The sequence below is a fragment of the Raoultibacter phocaeensis genome (assembly GCF_901411515.1).
Lineage (GTDB): Bacteria > Actinomycetota > Coriobacteriia > Coriobacteriales > Eggerthellaceae > Raoultibacter > Raoultibacter phocaeensis.
The window spans coordinates 290181-307491 of the sequence record NZ_CABDUX010000001.1 but is presented as its reverse complement, the minus strand read 5'-3'; the positions used below and the strand labels follow the sequence as shown (position 1 = coordinate 307491).

The window sequence follows — 17311 nt, the reverse complement described above, 5'->3', positions numbered from 1 at the left end:
TGCTTGTGGCAGTCTACACCGGCCTATGCTCCCACGTTCCAGTAGCTTGCGTGCGCTATGCTCCTGCGTTCGCGGCAGCCTGCGCGCCTGCCACTCGGCCGAAAGTCATGCAGTCGGCGATGGCGTTGCCGCCGAGGCGGTTGCTGCCGTGGATGCCGCCCGTGCACTCGCCGCATGCGTACAGGTTTGCAACCGACTTCCCCGATGCGTCGAGCGCGTGACAGTCAACGTCGATCTTGATACCGCCCATGGTGTGGTGAACGGTAGGCACCTTGCGGCATGCGTACCAGGGGCCTTCGGTCAGCTGCGTGTCGGCGGTGTTGCCGGCTTTGAATCCGAACTCGTCTTCCGCTTCGCCTGCGACGACCGCATTGTAGGCGTCGATGGATGCCTGGAGCTTCGCGGCGTCCATGCCGGTCTGCTCGGCCAAATCCTCGATCGTCTCTCCCTTGACGATGTGGCCGAGCGAGAGCATGTTCTCGATGGTCGCGCCGTTGGCATCAGGCTCGGTTTCAGAGGGGTAGCGCACCTTGTTGACCACGATCCAGTACGTCGATTCGGGCTGAGCGAAGATGGCCTCGCACAGCTTGTCGCGCTCGGCGCCTTCGTTCACGAAACGCGAGCCTTCCTTGTTCACGAACACGCGGTTGCGCCCCGAAGTGCGGATGTCTTCCATAAGGCCGGTTCCCGGCGTGCCGCACGGATGCAGCTGGATATCAGAAAGGCCTACCAATTCGGCACCGGCGCCTTCGGCGAGTGAAAGACCCTCGCCCTGCGCGCACGGCTTGATGTTCGTGCAGCCAATCGTGTCATCAAGGGTGACGCTCGACCATACGCCCGTATTCACCTTCTGACGGTACTCGACGTTCGCGCCGAATCCGCCTGTTGCGATCACGACCGATTTCGCCTCGACGGTGACGGGTTCAGTGCCGCGATGGAGCGCCTCTACGCCGACAACGGCGCCGCTCGAGTCGGTGTTGAGCTTGGTCACCTGCATCTCGTGGAGCATCGTGATCGTGTCGGAATTCTTCTCGATATAGTCGATGAACGAGCGGATATAGGTGTTGCCAGAGGGGGTGGCGGGGTAGTGGCTGCGCTCGCCGAGCGAGCCGGTGGCCGAACCTACTTCGTCTTTGAACGCGACGCCGAGCGACTCCATCCAGTGCACCGAATCGAGGGCGTTGTCGGTTAAGTAGTGGACAAGCGTCGGATCGCCGAGGTTGTGGCCGCCTTCCATGGTCGAGGTATAGAAGGTCTCAACGAAATCCTCGATGCCCTGTTTTTCCTGCCGCTCGGGGTCAACCGCGTTGAGCGCGCCCTCCGACACGTTGGTCGAGCCGCCTGTAATGCCGCACTTTTCGACGACGACGACCGTTGCACCCGCCTGGGATGCAGAAATCGCTGCGGCAAGTCCCGCACCGCCGCCTCCGACCACGCACACGTCGGCCGTGTACGTTTCGGCAATCTCCTCCTCGGGCGCGGCTGCGCTTTCGAGATCCTTTGCCGCACCCGCCTGCTCGGCGCACTCCTTCACGCCCTGTGCAAGCGACATGCTCGAAAGCGTCGCGCCGGTAACCGCATCGAGGTTGAGCGTCTGGAATTCCATCATCTTGGCCGACAGATCCTCAAGCGCGTACGCGCCCACGCCGAGCGATTCCTGGCTTGTGCTCGTATCGATGGCGGTGATGGCGCTTTCGGAGAACGTGACGTCGATGGTGAACGGCGCGTTATGACCCACCACATCGGCGCTGTACGTTCCAGCCTTCCACGCTGCCGCTGCCTTTTCTTCGGGTTTCGACGGTGCTGCGCATCCGGTCAAGCCGAAGCCCATGAGACCTCCGTACACGCCGAGCATTGCTGCTCCTCGCACAAACGTCCTTCTGCTGATGTTTTCAGGCATTGCTGCTCCCTTCCGCCCGCTTGGCGGGCCCTTGTGTCCGATCGATCCGCTCGGCGAATCTCGGCGAGCATAGGCTTATGGGTTGGGGCAAACTAGACTCGAAAGGTATCCTTGCGGTGTCCAAAATGTACCTTTTTGCAAAACCGCAGGTGAGGATCGTGCATCCACGGGTTTGGTTTCGCTAACGCTTTCCGCGACGCACCAGCCCAATGCTATAATCCCTTCTTCGGGGGTGAAGCATGAGGAAGCAACCACAGCGAACCGATATCGACGCAAACCTGCACACCGGATCCTTTGCAGACTTCAAGGTGGCGTTTTTGCCTGGCCTTTCCATCGCCTTTTTCGGAATGGGCCTCATGCGGCTGTGGTACCAGTACAATTTCTACAACCTCCACTTCTCGGCCGATTACGGACATGTCACGGTCGGCGCGAACATCGTGCGGGTCGGCGTGATTGCGCTTCTGCTGTTCCTGTCGTACAAAACGAAATTCTCCCACAGCTCGCAGTCGTTCTTCGCGTGGTCGGGCTTGGTGCTCATGACGCTTTCGGGTGCGTTCTACCTTGTCGATCTGTTTTTCGGCACGCTGTCGTTTGAGGTCGCTCGTTTCGTGATCGGGGGAGTCGGCCTTGTGGGCGGCGAGATCATCTGGGTGTTCTTCCTGCAGCGCCTCAAGCCGGGCGAGGCGTTTCTCTACGCAGCGGGCGGGCTCGCGCTTTCGTGCTTTCTCTCGTTGGTAGCGGGGTACCTGAGCGCCGACGTCATCGGCATCCTCAACCTGTTCGTACCGGCGCTTTCGGTGATCGCCTACTGGCAATCCATGGCGATTCTCGACAAGCGGGGCGATCCGGTAGCCGAACCATGCGATACGGCCTACAGTGAACGGTACCGCCCCTACATCTCCCAGATCGTCGTAGCGTTCGTTCTCTACGCGCTGCTGCTCGGCATGGCGCTCGGTTATCCCGACGGGCGCATCCGCGAACTGTCGCAGACGGTGCGTTCGGTCCATCAGCTGCTCGTGATCGCCTGCATTGTGTTCACCATTTGGTGGGTGCTCGTGCGCGGACGGGGGTTCAGGCTCTCGACGTATTGGGGTTTCGTGAACGCCCTCATGATCGTATGCATCGGGTTTCTCATGAGCGGGTGGCCGGGATCGGAAGAAGTGGGAACGTTCTTCGTGACGAACGCGATCACGTGCTTCTACATTCCCCTCGTATTTTTCATCTACCTGATCGGGCGCCACTCGCGCAAAGACACCGCGCTTCTGTACGGCATCGTCTACGGCGGTGCGCTTTTCGCCATGAGCATCGGACGTATCATCGTCTACGCGGTTGGCCCGACGCTCGATCACGGCCTGTGGCTGCTCATCTGCATGGCGTTCGTGGTGCTTGTCGAGATGGTGCTCGTGCTGCGCCCGCAACCCGAGGTGACCCAGCCACTTGCCTACGAACTCAAAGCGCTGCCTCGCGAAGAGAGCGCCGATCCTCTCGTTTCTCGAAGCGACATCGGCGATCCGTTCGATTCATTCGCGAAAGCCTTCGGCCTCAGCCCGCTTGAGGCAGACATCGTGCGCCTGATCGCCCAAGGCAGAAGCCGCAACGTGATCGCCAAGCAGCTGAGCTATTCCGAAAACACCGTGCGTAACTACACGCGAACTATCTACCGCAAAGTGGGCGTGCACTCCAAGCAAGAACTGCTCGATGCGATCGATCGGATCGAACCCTGAGCGACGGGGCTCGCTGCAAGTGCTCTATCCTCATATGTGCTTAATCTGGTTTCCTCAGTTTCCCGGTTGTCGCATTAAGTTTATCGCTAGGCGATCAGGCGGCCACACGGACAGGCGGCCAGGCGGCCACGCGAAGGCTACGCGCGGAAGCTCTTTGGGAATGCCGGTCAGCCATGCCACTCCGCGCGTGTCCATGCCCGAGTTCTTCGCTCTATGTTCCCAAGTTGACTGATTTGCTTGCTTCGGGAACGGGGTTGCCATCCCGATGCCTCGATTTCTTGCAGGGTGGAACGCGCCGACGCCGGTCTCATGTCCAGATTGTTTGCGGGGTCAGAACGCGCAGGACGCCGCCCGCGCTCCGAGCGAGTGCGTGCTTGCCGCAGAATCCATGATGATATCTCTCACAGTTGAGAATAAAGGGTTTTCTCCTACTCTTCGATGATGGAAAGTACCATGACGTAGCGTCGTCGCCGTATTCCCCACCGAATGTGTGTATATTTCGTGGTGGAGAGACGACGGGAGGAGAGATTATGAGAAAACGCAACAAACTCGCCCTCTGGTTAAGCACGATGTGCGCCATTGCGTTGTTCACGGGCCTGGTGGCCTGTGCGCCGCAGGCCGACAACACGGCAGATCAGAACAAGGGCACCGACGAACCGAAAGAGGAACCGAAGCAGGTTGAAACCCCCACGCCAGACGAGTTCGGGGTCGTAACCGCCGAGATGTGGAAAGACATCTACCCGAGCGAGTACGCAACCTACGAGGACAACGCCTCGAATTCGCCCGATTCGGGCAAGCACGACTACCTCGAGCTGTATCCTGCGCTCAACACGATGTACAAGGGCTATGCGTTCGCCTTGGGCTACGACGAAGCGTCAAGCCACCTGTACTCGCTTGAGAGCGTGAAGAACTCGCCGAGGACCATCGAAAAAGAGCAGCTCGCCAACTGCATCAGCTGCAAAACCCCGCAATTCACGAGCATGGTGAACACCGAAGGCGAGCAGGTGTACACCGAGAAGTTCAACGACCTCATCAACGAGTTCACCGAGCCTATCAGCTGCTGGAACTGCCACGAGAACGATCCGCAGTCGCTCACGGTGGGCAACCAGTTCTTCGTGAAGGCCATGGGCAGCGACACCAAGAACGTTCCCATGGAGGCTCAGGTGTGCGGCCAGTGCCACAACGAGTACTACTTCAATCCTGACACCAAGGCCACGTCCAACCCCTACGAGGGAACCGACGCGATGACGCCTGATGCCATCCTCGCGTACTACGACGAGATGGGCTTCAAGGATTGGGAGCATCCGCTCACCGGCGCTGCTATGATCAAGGTCCAGCACCCCGAGTTCGAGACGATCTACGGTGGCAAGCAGACCCAGATGGCCAAGAACGGCTACAGCTGCGCCGATTGCCACATGGGCACCACCACCGCCGATGACGGCACCGAATTCGTGTCGCATGAGTGGAAGAGCCCGCTTGAGAACCAAGAGCTGCTCGAAAACGACTGCAACAGCTGCCATGCCGACCTCAAGAAGCAGGTTGCCGATTGGCAGTCCGAGGAAGAGGAGCGCGTAACGGCCATCAGCGAGAAGATCGAAGACATGATCAACAAGACCGCTGAGCAGAAAGACGCCGGAACGCTGGCTGGAGACGATCTTGCCAAGGTCCAGAACCTCCATCGCACGGCACAGTTTTATTGGGATTTCGTGATGGTTGAAAACAGCGAGGGCGCCCATAACCCCGAGCTGACCTTCGAAACACTCGATAAGGCCGAGGCTGCTGTCGACGAAGCTCTGGCAATGTTGTAAACCGCGCATCTTCGAGTCTCTCCTAATGGGGGAAGGTCTCAAAGGCCTTCCCCCAAACCTTTGGCACCGAAAAGTTTGAGTATTTCGACCTGTTCACTCAAAAATGTGGGGCATTTCGGGCTAATTCCCCCTAAATGGGTGATAGGTTTTTAAGGACTTGTCGGATAGTATTCCTGTGGTAAAGTGCTTTTGTTTCGTATTGCGGCGTTTTTTCCGCAATGCCGCGAGGGGCACAACCGTATAAGCGAGAGAAAAAAGAAAGGGGGTATAGAAGAGATGAGCGAAGAGGAAACCAAAGTGGAAGCCGCTACCGAGGAAGAAACCGTTGCGACTCCGGAGGCAGAAGCTGCTCCTAAGAAGAAAAAGAAGAAGTGGCCTATCGTCGTCGGCGTCGTCGTGGTGGTTCTCGTAGCAGCCGGTGCCGGCTTCTGGGTTTGGCATGAGCAGCCCAGCTTCTGTAACGCCATTTGCCATACTCCGATGGACCCGTATGTGGAAGGCTTCGAGCAGGAGCCCGGCACGGCTGGTGTCGACAAGTACGGCAACGAGGTCTCTAATACGAGCGCCATGATGGCCGTTCAGCACAAGATCTCAAAAGATGAAGGCGGCGCTGGTACCGATTGCCTCGGTTGCCACGTTCCCACCATGCAAGAGCAGATCTCCGAGGGCATCAACTGGATCTCGGGTAACTATCAGTACCCGCTCTACGAGCGCACTGACGAGGATCTGGTCGAGGCTCGCGGCCTCGAGGCCGATCAGTTCTGCCTGAACGACGCCTGCCATGCGCAGACCCGTCAGGATCTGATCGCAGCTACCGCTGACATGGAGCGCAATCCTCACGTTGCACAGCACGGCGAGATCGCCTGCACCGAGTGCCACAAGGGGCACCGTGCATCGGTGAACTACTGCTCGCAGTGCCACAGCGATGCTGAGATTCCGGATGGCTGGCTGACCACCGCCCAGGCTAACAAGCTTGAAGGCGTAGCGTAGACCATCTGAGTTGTACCGCCGCCGAATCGTTTCGGGGCGGGCTGCAAAGCCGAAAAGCCGCGCAGCGAAAAAATTGCATACGCAAGAGGGAGCCCGCCAAGTGCATTTCGCGATGCCTTGACGGGCTCTTTGCTAGACGGGAAGCGCGATGGAACAGCTTTGGGTCCGAGCCGCTGCAGAATCGAACGCGGCGGACGTTCCCAATCGGTAAAAACTTTGTTTTCCTCGCGTATCGCGCTTCCCGTGTCTTTCAGGTAGGCGACAATGAACGAGTTTAGTTAAGGAGGCGAACGTGAACGCGAAAACTAAAAGGCGTATGGTCGTGGTAACGGGAATCATCGTTATCGTGCTGATCGTCGTGCTTGCCCTTGTCGGCGGCTCGACTGCGGCGAAATCGGTATCCGTAGCGCAGGCTGCTGACGGCAGTCATGCCAACGAACGTGTGCAAGTTTCCGGCAACGTCGTTGAGAATTCTTTCAAGACGACGGGGAACATGCTGACGTTTGCTATTTACGATCCCGAAGGCGATTCGTCGGTCCATCTATCCGTCAGTTACGAAGGCGGTGTTGCGGCAACGTTCGGAAACGACGTGACGGCCATCTGCACGGGAAAAATCGATGAAGAGGGCGTGCTTCACGCTACCGAGCTGGTAACGAAGTGCCCGTCCAAGTACGAGAACGCCACCGATGCCCTCAGCGTTTCAAGCCTTCTCGACTACGGCGAGAGCGTTGTCGATAAGCCGGTCAAAGTTACCGGCACGGTCAAGGAAGGCACCCTCAAAGCGGCGGGCCAGGGCGATCGCTTCGTTCTCGTCGATGCCGAAAGCGGAGCCGAGCTTCCCGTGAAGTTCGACGACGCCCTTTCCGACGAGGTGAAGGACGGCTCATCCCTCGTGCTGACCGGTTCGCTCAATTCCGATTCAACGTTTAGTGCGACCGATGTCGCGCTGGAAGGATAATACATGTCGACATACGGTTTGATCGGCCTGCTCATCGCCTTCGCCGGCGTTGCGGTGTCCATCGTGTGCCTGCTCGCAGGCCACTTTCTCGGCCGCAAGCGCGCAAGCGGCGGTGCCGATACGCTTACGTGGGGCGGCTACATCGCGTCCATACTCTCTGCGGTGGCGCTCACGTTCTGCTGCGCGCTGCTCGTGTTCTGCTTTATGACGGGCGATACCTCCATCCAGTACGTCGTTCAGAACCACAGCAATGCGGCGGGTGAGCTCGGATGGCTCTACAAGCTTTCGGGGCTGTGGGGCGGCCGCGAAGGTTCGCTTCTGTTCTGGGCGTGGCTCATCTCGGTCTTCAATGCGATCGTGGCCATACGCTCGATGAAGAAGATGGAAAAGCTCGACAACATGGCGCTGTTCGTCTCGCAGCTCGTGCTTGCCGCGTTTACCGGCGTGCTTCTGTTCTCGGAAACGAACATGCCGTTCACGGCCATGCCTGCGATGTACTTCGATTCCACGGGTGCGCTTACCAACGGCGCGCAGATCTGGGGCATGAACGCGCTTTTGGAGCACTGGGCCATGGCCATCCATCCGCCCACGCTGTTCATCGGCTATGCGGGCCTTACGATCCCGTTCGCGTACGCCATTGCGGCGCTCATCGTGAACGATCCCTCGAAAGCCTGGGTTGAGCGCAGCTCGCGCTACGCCATCTTCTCATGGCTGTTCCTCGGGCTCGGTATCGGGCTCGGCGCGGTGTGGGCCTATGTTGTGCTCGGCTGGGGCGGCTATTGGGGTTGGGACCCCGTCGAGAACGCGAGCTTGCTCTCGTGGCTCGTGGGCGTCGCCCTCATCCATAGCTTCACCGTGTACCGTCAGCGGGGCGCATTCAAGCGCTGGTCGGTTATGTGCGCGTGCATTACGTTCGCGTTCGTCATCGTGGGCACGTTCATCACCCGATCGGGTCTCGTGCAGTCGGTGCACGCGTTCGAAGGCGACAACGTATCGCTCGTGCTGTTCTTGGCTCTCATCATCTTGTCGGTGGTAGCCGGCATCATCGGCCTTGTCGTCCGCTGGAAGAGCTTCGGGCCTGCGAAGGGCGGCGAGGACGCCATCGAGAACATGGCTTCCAAGGATGCCGCGTACTACTTCAACAACGTCATCATGGTCATCTTCGCGTTTCTGCTCGCGTACCTCACCATCTCTTCGGCGTTGCCCTCATGGCTGCCGTTTGGAGGTCAGGCGCTTTCAGCAGGTACGTACAACACGATCGCGCGTCCGCTCGGCATCGTGTACTGCATGATACTTGCCGTGTGCCCGCTGCTCTCGTGGGGCAAAACCGAGGGCAAGCTGTTTTGGAAGCGTGCCCGCGTACCTGCCATATGCGCGCTCGTGCTGTTCGTCGGCCTCATGGTGTACTTCTTCACGTATCTGCTTCCGAGTTACAACGACATGGTGGCCGCAGGCGGTTCGACTGCGGCAAACGTGACCGATTACGGCCCGTCGTGGTACTACAACGGCCTTACCGTCGTCGGCTTCATCGTGGCGAGCCTGCTGTTCTTCAATTCGCTCTTCATGCTCGGACGCGGTCTTCGCGCCTACAAGAAAAAGAGCGGCAAAAACGTGTTCGCGTCGCTGTTCGGCATGTTCAAGGACCATGCGGCTACCTACGGCGGTTTCGTGGCGCATATCTCGATGGCTATCATCCTTGTGGGTCTCATCGGCTCATCGATGTACGTGACCGAGAAGGTCGCTTACCTGAAATACGACCCTGAGATCGACGGCACCACCGAAGAGTTCACCGTCCAGGACTTCACGCTCAAGTACACGGGCAACTCCATTGACGAGCTCGAGAACGGCACCGACATCCTCTATACGCTCGAGTTCGACGTGTACAAGGGCGATGACTACGTTGGACACGTGAACCCGTCGGTACAGCTCGTGACCACGACCCAGCAGCAGAAACTGCTCGCAAGCGTTATCAGCTTCCCCGAGGAAGACCTGTTTGTAGTCTACCGCGGTGTGAACGAGGCGGGCGATTACGCACTCGACGTGCGCGTAAACCCGCTCATCTCACTTGTGTGGGTCGGCTTCGGCCTCATGATGGTGGGCATCCTGCTTGCGCTCATCGGCAAACGCAAGCCGATCAAAAAGGGTAAACCCGGCGAGATCGACAGCGGCGATCTGGGCGGCTCGGATGGCGGTGGCTCGAAAGCGGGTCTCTCAAAGGCCAGCGATGGGGCAGACATTGCAGGCATTGCCATTGATGTGACCGAATCAGTCGGAATCGGAGTCGCCGCAGGTGTTGCAACGGCGGTTGTGGAAACGGTGGTTGAAACCGTTATCACGCCCGAAAAGCCGAACAAGGGCGATTCGTCCGCCGACGATACCGCGAAGAGCGGGAAAGAAGCATAGCCGTGGGCGAGCCTGCCATCACAACGTCGAAGCTCTCGAAGGTGTTCGGCAACCGCAAGGCGGTCGACAAGGTGACGTTCGATTTGCCGCAAGGTGCGTTCCTTTCGATTTTCGGTCCGAACGGCGCGGGCAAGACCACGCTTCTGCGCGTGCTGTCCACGCTTTCGAGAGCTACGTCGGGCACGGCGTCGCTCATGGGAATCGACATCAAGGAGGAGCCCGATAAGGTGAGAGACCATATCGGGCTCATCTCCCACAACTCCATGCTGTACTTGGATCTGACGGCTGAGGAGAACCTGCTGTTCGCCGCCCAGCTCTACGGGGTCGAAAATCCCGAGGAGCGCGTGCTCGAACTGCTCGAAGCCGTCGAACTCAAGCACCGCAGGCTCGATACGGTGCGCACGTTCTCGCGGGGCATGACGCAGCGCCTTTCCATCGCGCGCGCTCTCATCCACGACCCGGGCGTCGTGTTTCTCGATGAGCCGTACTCGGGCCTCGATCCGCATGCGGTCGAGATATTCGACGAGCTCATAGGGCAGGTACGGGAAAACCGCACGTTTGTGATGGTGAGCCACGATCTGCAGAAGGGCTTTGCCATGTGCACGCACGCACTCGTGCTCGCCAAGGGCCGCATTGTCGCATTCGACGAGAAGGAGAATCTCGATTTCGAGGAGTTCTCCCAGATCTATCGGCAAACCGTCGGAATGGGGGTTGCGTAGCATGGCCGTCATCGTCAAGCGCCCTTCGACGTTCGCGCAGTACAAGACGCTGCTCATGAAGGATCTCAGGCAGGAGTTCCGCACGCGTGAGATGCTCACCTCGATGGGGATCTACGCGCTGTTGGTGCTCATCGTCTATGGAGCTGCGCTTGCGCAAACCTCGCAGACGTTCGACATCCTGCAAATGAGCGGCGGTCTTCTGTGGGCGCTCATCGTGTTCACGTCGCTTCTCGGCCTCAACCGATCGTTCACGGCCGAGAAGGAGCAGGGGTGTCTCGAGGGCATCCTTCTCGTCCCGCTCGACCGCTCGGTCGTGTTTCTGGCCAAGGCAACCTCGAATCTCTTGTTCTTGCTGGTTGTCGAGATCATCACGGTACCGCTGTTCTATTTCTTCTTCCTCACCTCGACGACGCCGACGGCGAGCTTCTGGCTCATCATTGTGCCGCTCGTCGTCGGCACGATCGGTGTGGCGGGAATCGGTACCTTGCTCTCGACGATCACCATCAACACCCGCGGGAAGGACGTGATGCTTGCGGTGCTGTTTATCCCGCTCATCTTCCCGCTGCTCTACGCGTGCGTGTCGGCTACCACGGCGGTTATCGTGGGCGGCGATACGTACCTCGATACGTTTTTCCAATCGCTCGCGCTCGCCGGAGGCTACGATGTCATCATGGTCCTCCTGAGCTGGGTTCTGTACGACTTCGTTATCAGTGCCTGATCGGCGGCTTGGCTGCCAGGCAGGTTCGGTCGCACGGGTGAGAGTCCGGTGCGGCAAACAGACATAAGGAGAGAAGGAGAACTATGGCCGAAAAAGCGAAAAAGGCCCCCACGCTGCCCGAAGCGGGGCAGTGGCCCGACCGAATCGTGCCGGCAAGCCTCATCGGCGGTGCGGTGTTTCTGGTCATCGGGTTTCTGATGGCGTTTCTCGTCGCATCGCCCGTCAACGGAGCGATGCTCGAAGAACCGGTGCTCATCGGCGATCAGATGGTCACGCACGTGCAGCTGCTGTCGCAGAAGATATTCTACTTCCATATGCCGGTAGCGCTCGTGTCGTTCGGCGCTTTGGCGTTCGCCGGATACTACAGCATCCGCTTCCTCATGACCAAAGAGCAGCGCTTCGAAACGTGCACGAAAATCGCCATGGAGATCGCGCTTTTGTTCGTGGTGCTCACTATGATCACCGGCGAGATGTGGACGCGCTTCGAGTGGGGCATCTGGTGGACGTGGGATCCGCGTCTGACCACCTACCTCATCCTCATGCTCATTGTGATCGCGTACTTCATTCTGAGAAACGCGATCGACGATCCCGAGCGACGCGCTACCTATGGCTCGGTCATCAGCATCATCGCGCTCGTGGACGTGCCGATCTGCTACATGGTCACCCGCGTCATCCCCTCGAGCATCCATCCGGTTGTGCTGCGCGAAGGCGGCATGACCGGCGACATGGGCATGACGGTAGCCGTGGTTATGATCGGCATGATCCTGCTCGGATTCTCGCTGTACCGCATGCGCTTCCGCCAGGTAAGGCTGACCCAGCGCGTTGAGGCAATCAAAGAACAACTCGAAGACTGATGCGCAGCCGCTGGGCGCGTCGCCCGGTGCAGTGCGTGGAAATCGTTGAAACCAACTCGAAGATTAAGGAGCACCTACGATGAATGCCATTCTCGTTGATATCTACAGTACCGTCGTCCCCTCGGCCCCCTACATCATTGCGGCATACGCGCTTTTGCTCGTGACCCTGTTCGTGTACGCGTTCATGATCATGCGCGGCACGAAGAAGGCCGAAGCCCAAATCGCCGTTCTCGAAGAGGCTCTTGCCGAGAAGAACGCCGAGCACTAGCCGCTTTTCAAGTCCGCTACGGTTCCGCGGAGAAACGTCGAACCGCAGAGTCTGAATTTGGAGTCGTGATACAATCGACCGATGCATCCGATGCCGTGAGGCACGGCATCGGTCGATTTTCGTATCTGTGCGCCGCCGGGTGACCGACGGCGTTGTCGAGACCGAGGAGGAACATGAAAGCCCTCATTCCCGCCGCAGGCATGGGCACCCGTTTTCTGCCTGCAACCAAAGCGCAGCCGAAGGAAATGCTGTTGGTGGTCGACAGACCCGCGATCCAATATGTTGTCGAAGAGGGGCTCGCTTCCTCTGCCGACGAGGTCGTCATCATCAACAGCCGCGAGAAAAAGGCGATCGAAGATCATTTCGCACCCGCCCCCGCGCTGGAGGCGGCGCTGCGCGCTAAGGGCAAGGATGCGTTTGCCGATGCGGTGGCGCATGCGGGAAGCCTCAATGTGAGCTACGTCTACCAGGACGAGCCGTTGGGCCTCGGTCATGCGATACGCTGTGCCGCCGAAAAAACCGGCGATGAGGCATTCTATGTGCTGTTAGGCGATGTGCTCGTGCCCGATAACGCCATGCTGCCGCGCATGAAGGAGATTTCCGACGAGCACGGGGGGGCGAGTGTGATCGCTGTCGTGCCCGTGCCCGACGATCAGGTGAGCCGCTTCGGCGTGATTGCAGGCGCGGCGGTTTCCGACGATGTATGGAAGGTCGATTCGCTTGTAGAGAAGCCCGCCCTTGAAGAGGCGCCGTCCAATCTCGCTGTGTTTGGGCGCTATCTCTTGAGCCCGCGGGTTATGGAGCTTTTGGCCGATGTGAAGCCGGGCGTGGGCGGCGAGATCCAGCTCACTGATGCGCTCGATGCGGTTTTGCAGGAGGAGGAGATGTACGCGCTCGTCATCGATCCGGCCGATGGGTTCGATACCGGCACCGTCGAGAGTTGGCTGGAGACGAACAACGTACTGTATCAGAGGATGCGCGGGTAAAGCGCTTTCTATGTGCTAGCTTACGACATTCTGGGGCTTTCCTTCGATAAACGCGCGGACGTTTGCAAACACGGTGTCGAGCAAGCGGGTTCGTGCCTCGAGGGTGGCCCAGGCGATATGCGGTGTGATGACGAGGTTCTTGCTCTTGGCTTCAAGCAGCGGGTTGTCGGCACGCATGGGCTCGACGGCAACCACATCGGCCCCGAAACCGCCGAGCTTGCCCGAGAGCAGCGCGTCGGCCACCGCCTGCTCGTCAACAAGCGTGCCGCGCGCGGTGTTGAGAAGCATTGCTCCGTCCTTCATCTTCGCGATGGCGCCCGCATCGATAAGCTTGTCCGTTTCAGGCGTTGCGGGCGCATGCAGAGTGACGAAGTCCGATACGGCCAGAAGCTCGTCCAGATCGACCTGCGAGCAATGCTCGTTTTCGAGTTCGGGTTTGCGTGAGCGGTTGTCGAAGACGACTTCCATACCGAACGCAGTCGCCACCTTTGCCACTGCTTGTCCGATGCTTCCCATGCCGACGATGCCGAGCGTTTTGCCGGCTATCTCGACGAGCGGATGGTTCCAGTACGTGAAATCGACGCTCTTCACCCAATCGCCCTGCAAGACGCCGCGCGAGTGGTCGCCAACGTGCAAGCAGAGTTCGAGCATAAGCGCAAACGTCATTTGGGCGACGTCGGGCGTGGAGTAAGCGGGCACGTTGCACACGGTGACTCCCTGTTTGCGTGCGGCGTCGAGGTCGACGACGTTGAAGCCCGTCGAGGTGAGGGCGATCAGTTTGAGGTTCGGGGCTTTCGCGAGCGTCTCCGCATCCCAGGTTATCTTGTTGGTGACGGCGATGTCGGCATCGGCGACGCGGGCCGCCACCTCGTCGGGTTTCGTGCGGTCATACAGCGTGACGGAGCCAAGCTCCTCCAGCGGCTTCCAGCTCAGATCTCCCGGGTTGTTGACGTAGGCGTCAAGTACAACGATGTTCATGGTGCTTCCTCCGTAGTTCGCATGGCTCTCTCTGTCGTTTCCCGAAATTGTAGCATTCGGCATCAGCAGGTACCGTAGAACGGCTTCTTCGTCGGCAATATGTTTCGTGTCCGTGTCCGAGAGGGGATGCGCCGTGCCCGCAAGAACTCCGAGCTATTTGAGAAGGGTAGGCGCTTTTGGGGAACTCCACCGCAGACTCGCAAGAACTGCAACCGGCCTAGAAAAAGGATCGGCCCGGGGGAGAGGGGAGCTCCGCCCGGGCCCACAAGGAGGGGATGTACGGTGTCTAGCACCGCTACTGCTTTATGAGGGGTAAAAGCAGTGCAAACTGAAGGGGGGATGAGCCTTCTTTTGTTTGCGTGATGCCAGTATAAAAGCTTGCCTTGCAGATGGTATGTGCCGCGAGTGTGCGAATTGTGAATTGGATATCAGAACGGTAACAGACATGCTTAACTATCAGAATGAACTGGGAAAACGTAAGGCTAAACCAGAGGGATATGCGGGAAAACCCTGTGATGGAACTGTGAAGGAAGCCCTCTCGCGCGGTGATCGGTTGCTTGCGAGCGGGGAGCGGTCCGAGCGTCCGAGGACGCGGGCCTGCTTCAGCACGCGCATGGTTCGTTCGCCTCAGTTGGGCCAGCTTTCCATGCATGCTGTGACGGGCAAGCGAAACCATACTGCATATCCTTACAAAAGCAGCGCACCCTTGCAACAGCTTGCAGCGTCGAGAAGATTCGAATCAGAGCCCCTCGAAGCCCAAAAATCGCCGCCATGAAGGGCTTCGTAATGCATTACCGATGCAGGCAGATTCATCGACAACGATAACCCCTGTTCACCGGCCCGTCGGCTCCTCGGTGCATGCGACAGCCTTCCGCTTGCGCATCCCGTTGGCGGCTTAAAGCCCGCCGAACGCTTCACGGCGGCGATTTTTGGGCTTTCGAGCGGCTTTTCGCCGCAAGACCGCCGTCGGCATACGCCCGCACCCTTGCCGGTAGCGTCTATGCTCCTCCATGTCGTTCGGTATCGTTGGCGCTCGGAATTACGGCAAGCCCTACCGCTCGCTTCGCAAAAAGCTGCAACTGGCCCAGAAAAAGGATCGGTCTGCGGGAGGCAGCCCCGCGCAGACTCGCAAGAAGCTGCAACCGGTCCAGGAAAAGGATCGGCCCGGGGGAGAGGGGAGCTCCGCCCGGGCCCACAAGGAGGGGATGGCGGTGCCTCTGCACCGCTACTGCTTTATTGAGGGGTAAAAGCAGTGCAACTCGGAAAGAGGGGAGCTTTCCGTTTGCAGGGTATAGTATAAAAGTTAGCATTGAAGAACATATGCAGTACGCGTGTTTGTCTTGTGGATCGGAGGTTAAAAAACGGTTAACGGCTTCCTCATCTGGGGTATGTTTCGATGCGCCGCCGCTCACCCCAGAAAACGTTGCGTTCACGTTGACGGCATGCTGCCCGAAAACGCGTATCATGTCCTTCATGACTCGAAAACCTTCACATACTGACGGCCGCTCGCCGACAAGCACCCCAGCTGAATCCGCGGCCGGGCTGACCCCCGAACCTCAAGCAGCATTCGCGCGGGACAATGTAGACGCGCAGAAAACCGCGCAGCCTCCCGTCCAGAAGAAATACGGCTTCTTCACGGCCCTCGCGATGATCATCGGCATCTGCATCGGCTCGGGTATTTTCTTCAAAAGCGACAACGTGCTTGCGGCTACGGGAGGCAGTATCACGCTTGGCGTGGTCCTGTTCTGCCTCGCTGCTTTCGCCATCGTGTTCGGCGGCATCGCGTTCAGCGAACTCGCGGCCCGCACCGAGGGGCCGGGCGGCCTCATCGCGTACGCCGAAACGTTCGTCGGGAGAAGGTTCGGGGTGGCGGTCGGCTGGTTCACCATCTTCGGCTACCTGCCTTCGATCGTCGTGGTCGTGTCGTGGGCGGTGGGCATCTACACGTGCATCCTGTTCGACGTTGAGGCCGGTATCGGGCTGCAGATGCTCATCGGAGGCGGGTTCATGGTGCTCTGCTTTGTTTGGAATATGCTCGCTCCCCGTTTTTCGGGCGGATTCCAAAACGTCACGACCGTCATCAAGCTCGTTCCGCTTCTGCTGATCGCGTTTTTCGGACTCGTATTCGGTGATCCGATAGCGGGGCTGACCCAACATGGCGTTCAGGCGGCGGGTGTCTCCCTCGCATGGATTGCGGCCATTGGCCCGGTTGCGTTTTCCTATGACGGTTGGATCGTATCGTCGGCCATAGCGCCCGAGCTCAAGAACGCGAAGAAGACGCTGCCCGTTGCGCTTGTGGTCGCGCCGCTAATCATCCTTGCGATTTATGTGGGCTACTTCGTGGGCGTCGCCTCGTTCCTCGGCCCCGATACGGTCGTCTCGATGGGCGACGGGCACGTGTTTTACCTCGCTGAACAGTTGTTCGGGCCCGCGTTCGCCCGTGTGGTTGCCGTGACGGTGGTGATTGCGGTTATGGGTACCGTCAACGGACTCACGCTGTCGTTCGTGCGCATGCCCTTTGCGCTTGCGCTCACGAACGATATTCCGCTCTCGCGCTTCGTCAAGCGGTTGAACAGCAGGTTCGATATGCCGGTCGCCTCAGGCATCTTCGCGCTGTCCGTCTCCTTCGTGTGGGTTGCGCTTCATGTGCTCACCCAGCTTACGGGACTCCTGCCGAACTCGGACGTTTCAGAGATCACCATCGCCACAAGCTACATCATATACATCGTGCTCTACGCGAAGGTGTTTTCCCTGTGGCGGGAGGGGAGCATCAAGAGCCGTTTCAAGGGCGTTGTTGCCCCTGCCTGCGCTACCGTGGGCTCGCTGTTCATATGTATAGGTTCTATGCAGAATCCCGCATTCTGGGGCTGTCTTGCTGCAAGCCTCGCATTGTGCGCAGCGGGCGTTGTGTATGATAGGTTCAAACGCAAACCGGCTTCTTCGAAGAGGATCGCCGAAGACCGCTGAGACGGCCGTAATCCAACGCTCGGAACGCGCTCTCGGGA

The 17311-nt window shown here is 59.1% G+C and carries 12 protein-coding genes and 1 pseudogene; 11 read left to right on the top strand and 2 right to left on the bottom strand.

From position 1 onward, the window contains the following. Positions 1-55: 55 nt before the first annotated feature. Positions 56-1900, bottom strand: coding sequence for a flavocytochrome c (locus tag FJE54_RS01285; protein WP_139650784.1), 1845 nt, complete (start codon positions 1898-1900; stop codon positions 56-58). Positions 1901-2139: 239 nt separating this feature from the next. On the opposite strand from FJE54_RS01285, the gene FJE54_RS01280 reads away from it, so the two are divergent. The 10 genes and pseudogenes from FJE54_RS01280 (at position 2140) to FJE54_RS01235 (ending at position 13328) form a co-directional block, all read left to right on the top strand. Beyond that, positions 2140-3624, top strand: coding sequence for a response regulator transcription factor (locus tag FJE54_RS01280; protein ID WP_139650782.1), 1485 nt, complete (start codon positions 2140-2142; stop codon positions 3622-3624). A 530-nt stretch (positions 3625-4154) separates the two neighbouring features. Next, a complete protein-coding gene (locus FJE54_RS01275; RefSeq protein ID WP_139650780.1) occupies positions 4155-5432 on the top strand; it encodes an ammonia-forming cytochrome c nitrite reductase subunit c552 in 1278 nt (425 codons plus the stop codon). 276 nt (positions 5433-5708) lie between these two features. Continuing rightward, positions 5709-6422, top strand: coding sequence for a cytochrome c-type protein Cgr1 (gene cgr1 / locus FJE54_RS01270; protein ID WP_139650779.1), 714 nt, complete (start codon positions 5709-5711; stop codon positions 6420-6422). 292 nt (positions 6423-6714) lie between these two features. Next, positions 6715-7380 (top strand): cytochrome c maturation protein CcmE domain-containing protein, encoded by a 666-nt coding sequence (locus tag FJE54_RS01265; RefSeq protein ID WP_139650777.1) that lies wholly within the window; start codon positions 6715-6717, stop codon positions 7378-7380. A gap of 3 nt (positions 7381-7383) precedes the next feature. Further along, positions 7384-9783 carry a heme lyase CcmF/NrfE family subunit gene (locus FJE54_RS01260; RefSeq protein WP_139650775.1) on the top strand — a complete coding sequence of 800 codons (2400 nt, stop codon included), beginning with the start codon at positions 7384-7386 and terminating at the stop codon, positions 9781-9783. A 53-nt stretch (positions 9784-9836) separates the two neighbouring features. Continuing rightward, positions 9837-10502 (top strand): annotated as a pseudogene (locus FJE54_RS01255) (ABC transporter ATP-binding protein); the annotation flags it as partial. Between the two features lies 1 nt (position 10503). Beyond that, positions 10504-11220 (top strand): heme exporter protein CcmB, encoded by a 717-nt coding sequence (locus FJE54_RS01250; RefSeq protein WP_139650770.1) that lies wholly within the window; start codon positions 10504-10506, stop codon positions 11218-11220. 83 nt (positions 11221-11303) lie between these two features. After that, positions 11304-12074 (top strand): cytochrome c biogenesis protein, encoded by a 771-nt coding sequence (locus tag FJE54_RS01245; RefSeq protein WP_139650769.1) that lies wholly within the window; start codon positions 11304-11306, stop codon positions 12072-12074. A gap of 79 nt (positions 12075-12153) precedes the next feature. Further along, positions 12154-12342: a hypothetical protein gene (locus FJE54_RS01240; RefSeq protein WP_139650767.1), complete on the top strand. Its 189-nt coding sequence runs from the start codon at positions 12154-12156 to the stop codon at positions 12340-12342. A gap of 173 nt (positions 12343-12515) precedes the next feature. Beyond that, complete coding sequence (locus FJE54_RS01235) at positions 12516-13328, top strand: UTP--glucose-1-phosphate uridylyltransferase (protein ID WP_139650765.1); 813 nt, start codon at positions 12516-12518, stop codon at positions 13326-13328. Positions 13329-13343: 15 nt separating this feature from the next. Here FJE54_RS01235 and FJE54_RS01230 read toward each other — a convergent pair whose 3' ends face one another. Then, a complete protein-coding gene (locus FJE54_RS01230; protein WP_139650763.1) occupies positions 13344-14306 on the bottom strand; it encodes a D-2-hydroxyacid dehydrogenase in 963 nt (320 codons plus the stop codon). A gap of 1473 nt (positions 14307-15779) precedes the next feature. Between FJE54_RS01230 and FJE54_RS01225 the strand changes: the two genes are divergently transcribed. Continuing rightward, positions 15780-17273, top strand: a complete 1494-nt coding sequence (locus tag FJE54_RS01225; protein WP_180326487.1) for an APC family permease — start codon at positions 15780-15782, stop codon at positions 17271-17273. Positions 17274-17311 lie beyond the last annotated feature (38 nt).

Coding starts and splice junctions, on each gene's coding strand:
- FJE54_RS01285 (WP_139650784.1), bottom strand. CDS start 1,900: ATGCCTGAAAACATCAGCAGAAGGACGTTTGTGCGAGGAGCAGCAATG.
- FJE54_RS01280 (WP_139650782.1), top strand. CDS start 2,140: ATGAGGAAGCAACCACAGCGAACCGATATCGACGCAAACCTGCACACC.
- FJE54_RS01275 (WP_139650780.1), top strand. CDS start 4,155: ATGAGAAAACGCAACAAACTCGCCCTCTGGTTAAGCACGATGTGCGCC.
- cgr1 (WP_139650779.1), top strand. CDS start 5,709: ATGAGCGAAGAGGAAACCAAAGTGGAAGCCGCTACCGAGGAAGAAACC.
- FJE54_RS01260 (WP_139650775.1), top strand. CDS start 7,384: ATGTCGACATACGGTTTGATCGGCCTGCTCATCGCCTTCGCCGGCGTT.
- FJE54_RS01250 (WP_139650770.1), top strand. CDS start 10,504: ATGGCCGTCATCGTCAAGCGCCCTTCGACGTTCGCGCAGTACAAGACG.
- FJE54_RS01245 (WP_139650769.1), top strand. CDS start 11,304: ATGGCCGAAAAAGCGAAAAAGGCCCCCACGCTGCCCGAAGCGGGGCAG.
- FJE54_RS01240 (WP_139650767.1), top strand. CDS start 12,154: ATGAATGCCATTCTCGTTGATATCTACAGTACCGTCGTCCCCTCGGCC.
- FJE54_RS01235 (WP_139650765.1), top strand. CDS start 12,516: ATGAAAGCCCTCATTCCCGCCGCAGGCATGGGCACCCGTTTTCTGCCT.
- FJE54_RS01230 (WP_139650763.1), bottom strand. CDS start 14,306: ATGAACATCGTTGTACTTGACGCCTACGTCAACAACCCGGGAGATCTG.
- FJE54_RS01225 (WP_180326487.1), top strand. CDS start 15,780: ATGACTCGAAAACCTTCACATACTGACGGCCGCTCGCCGACAAGCACC.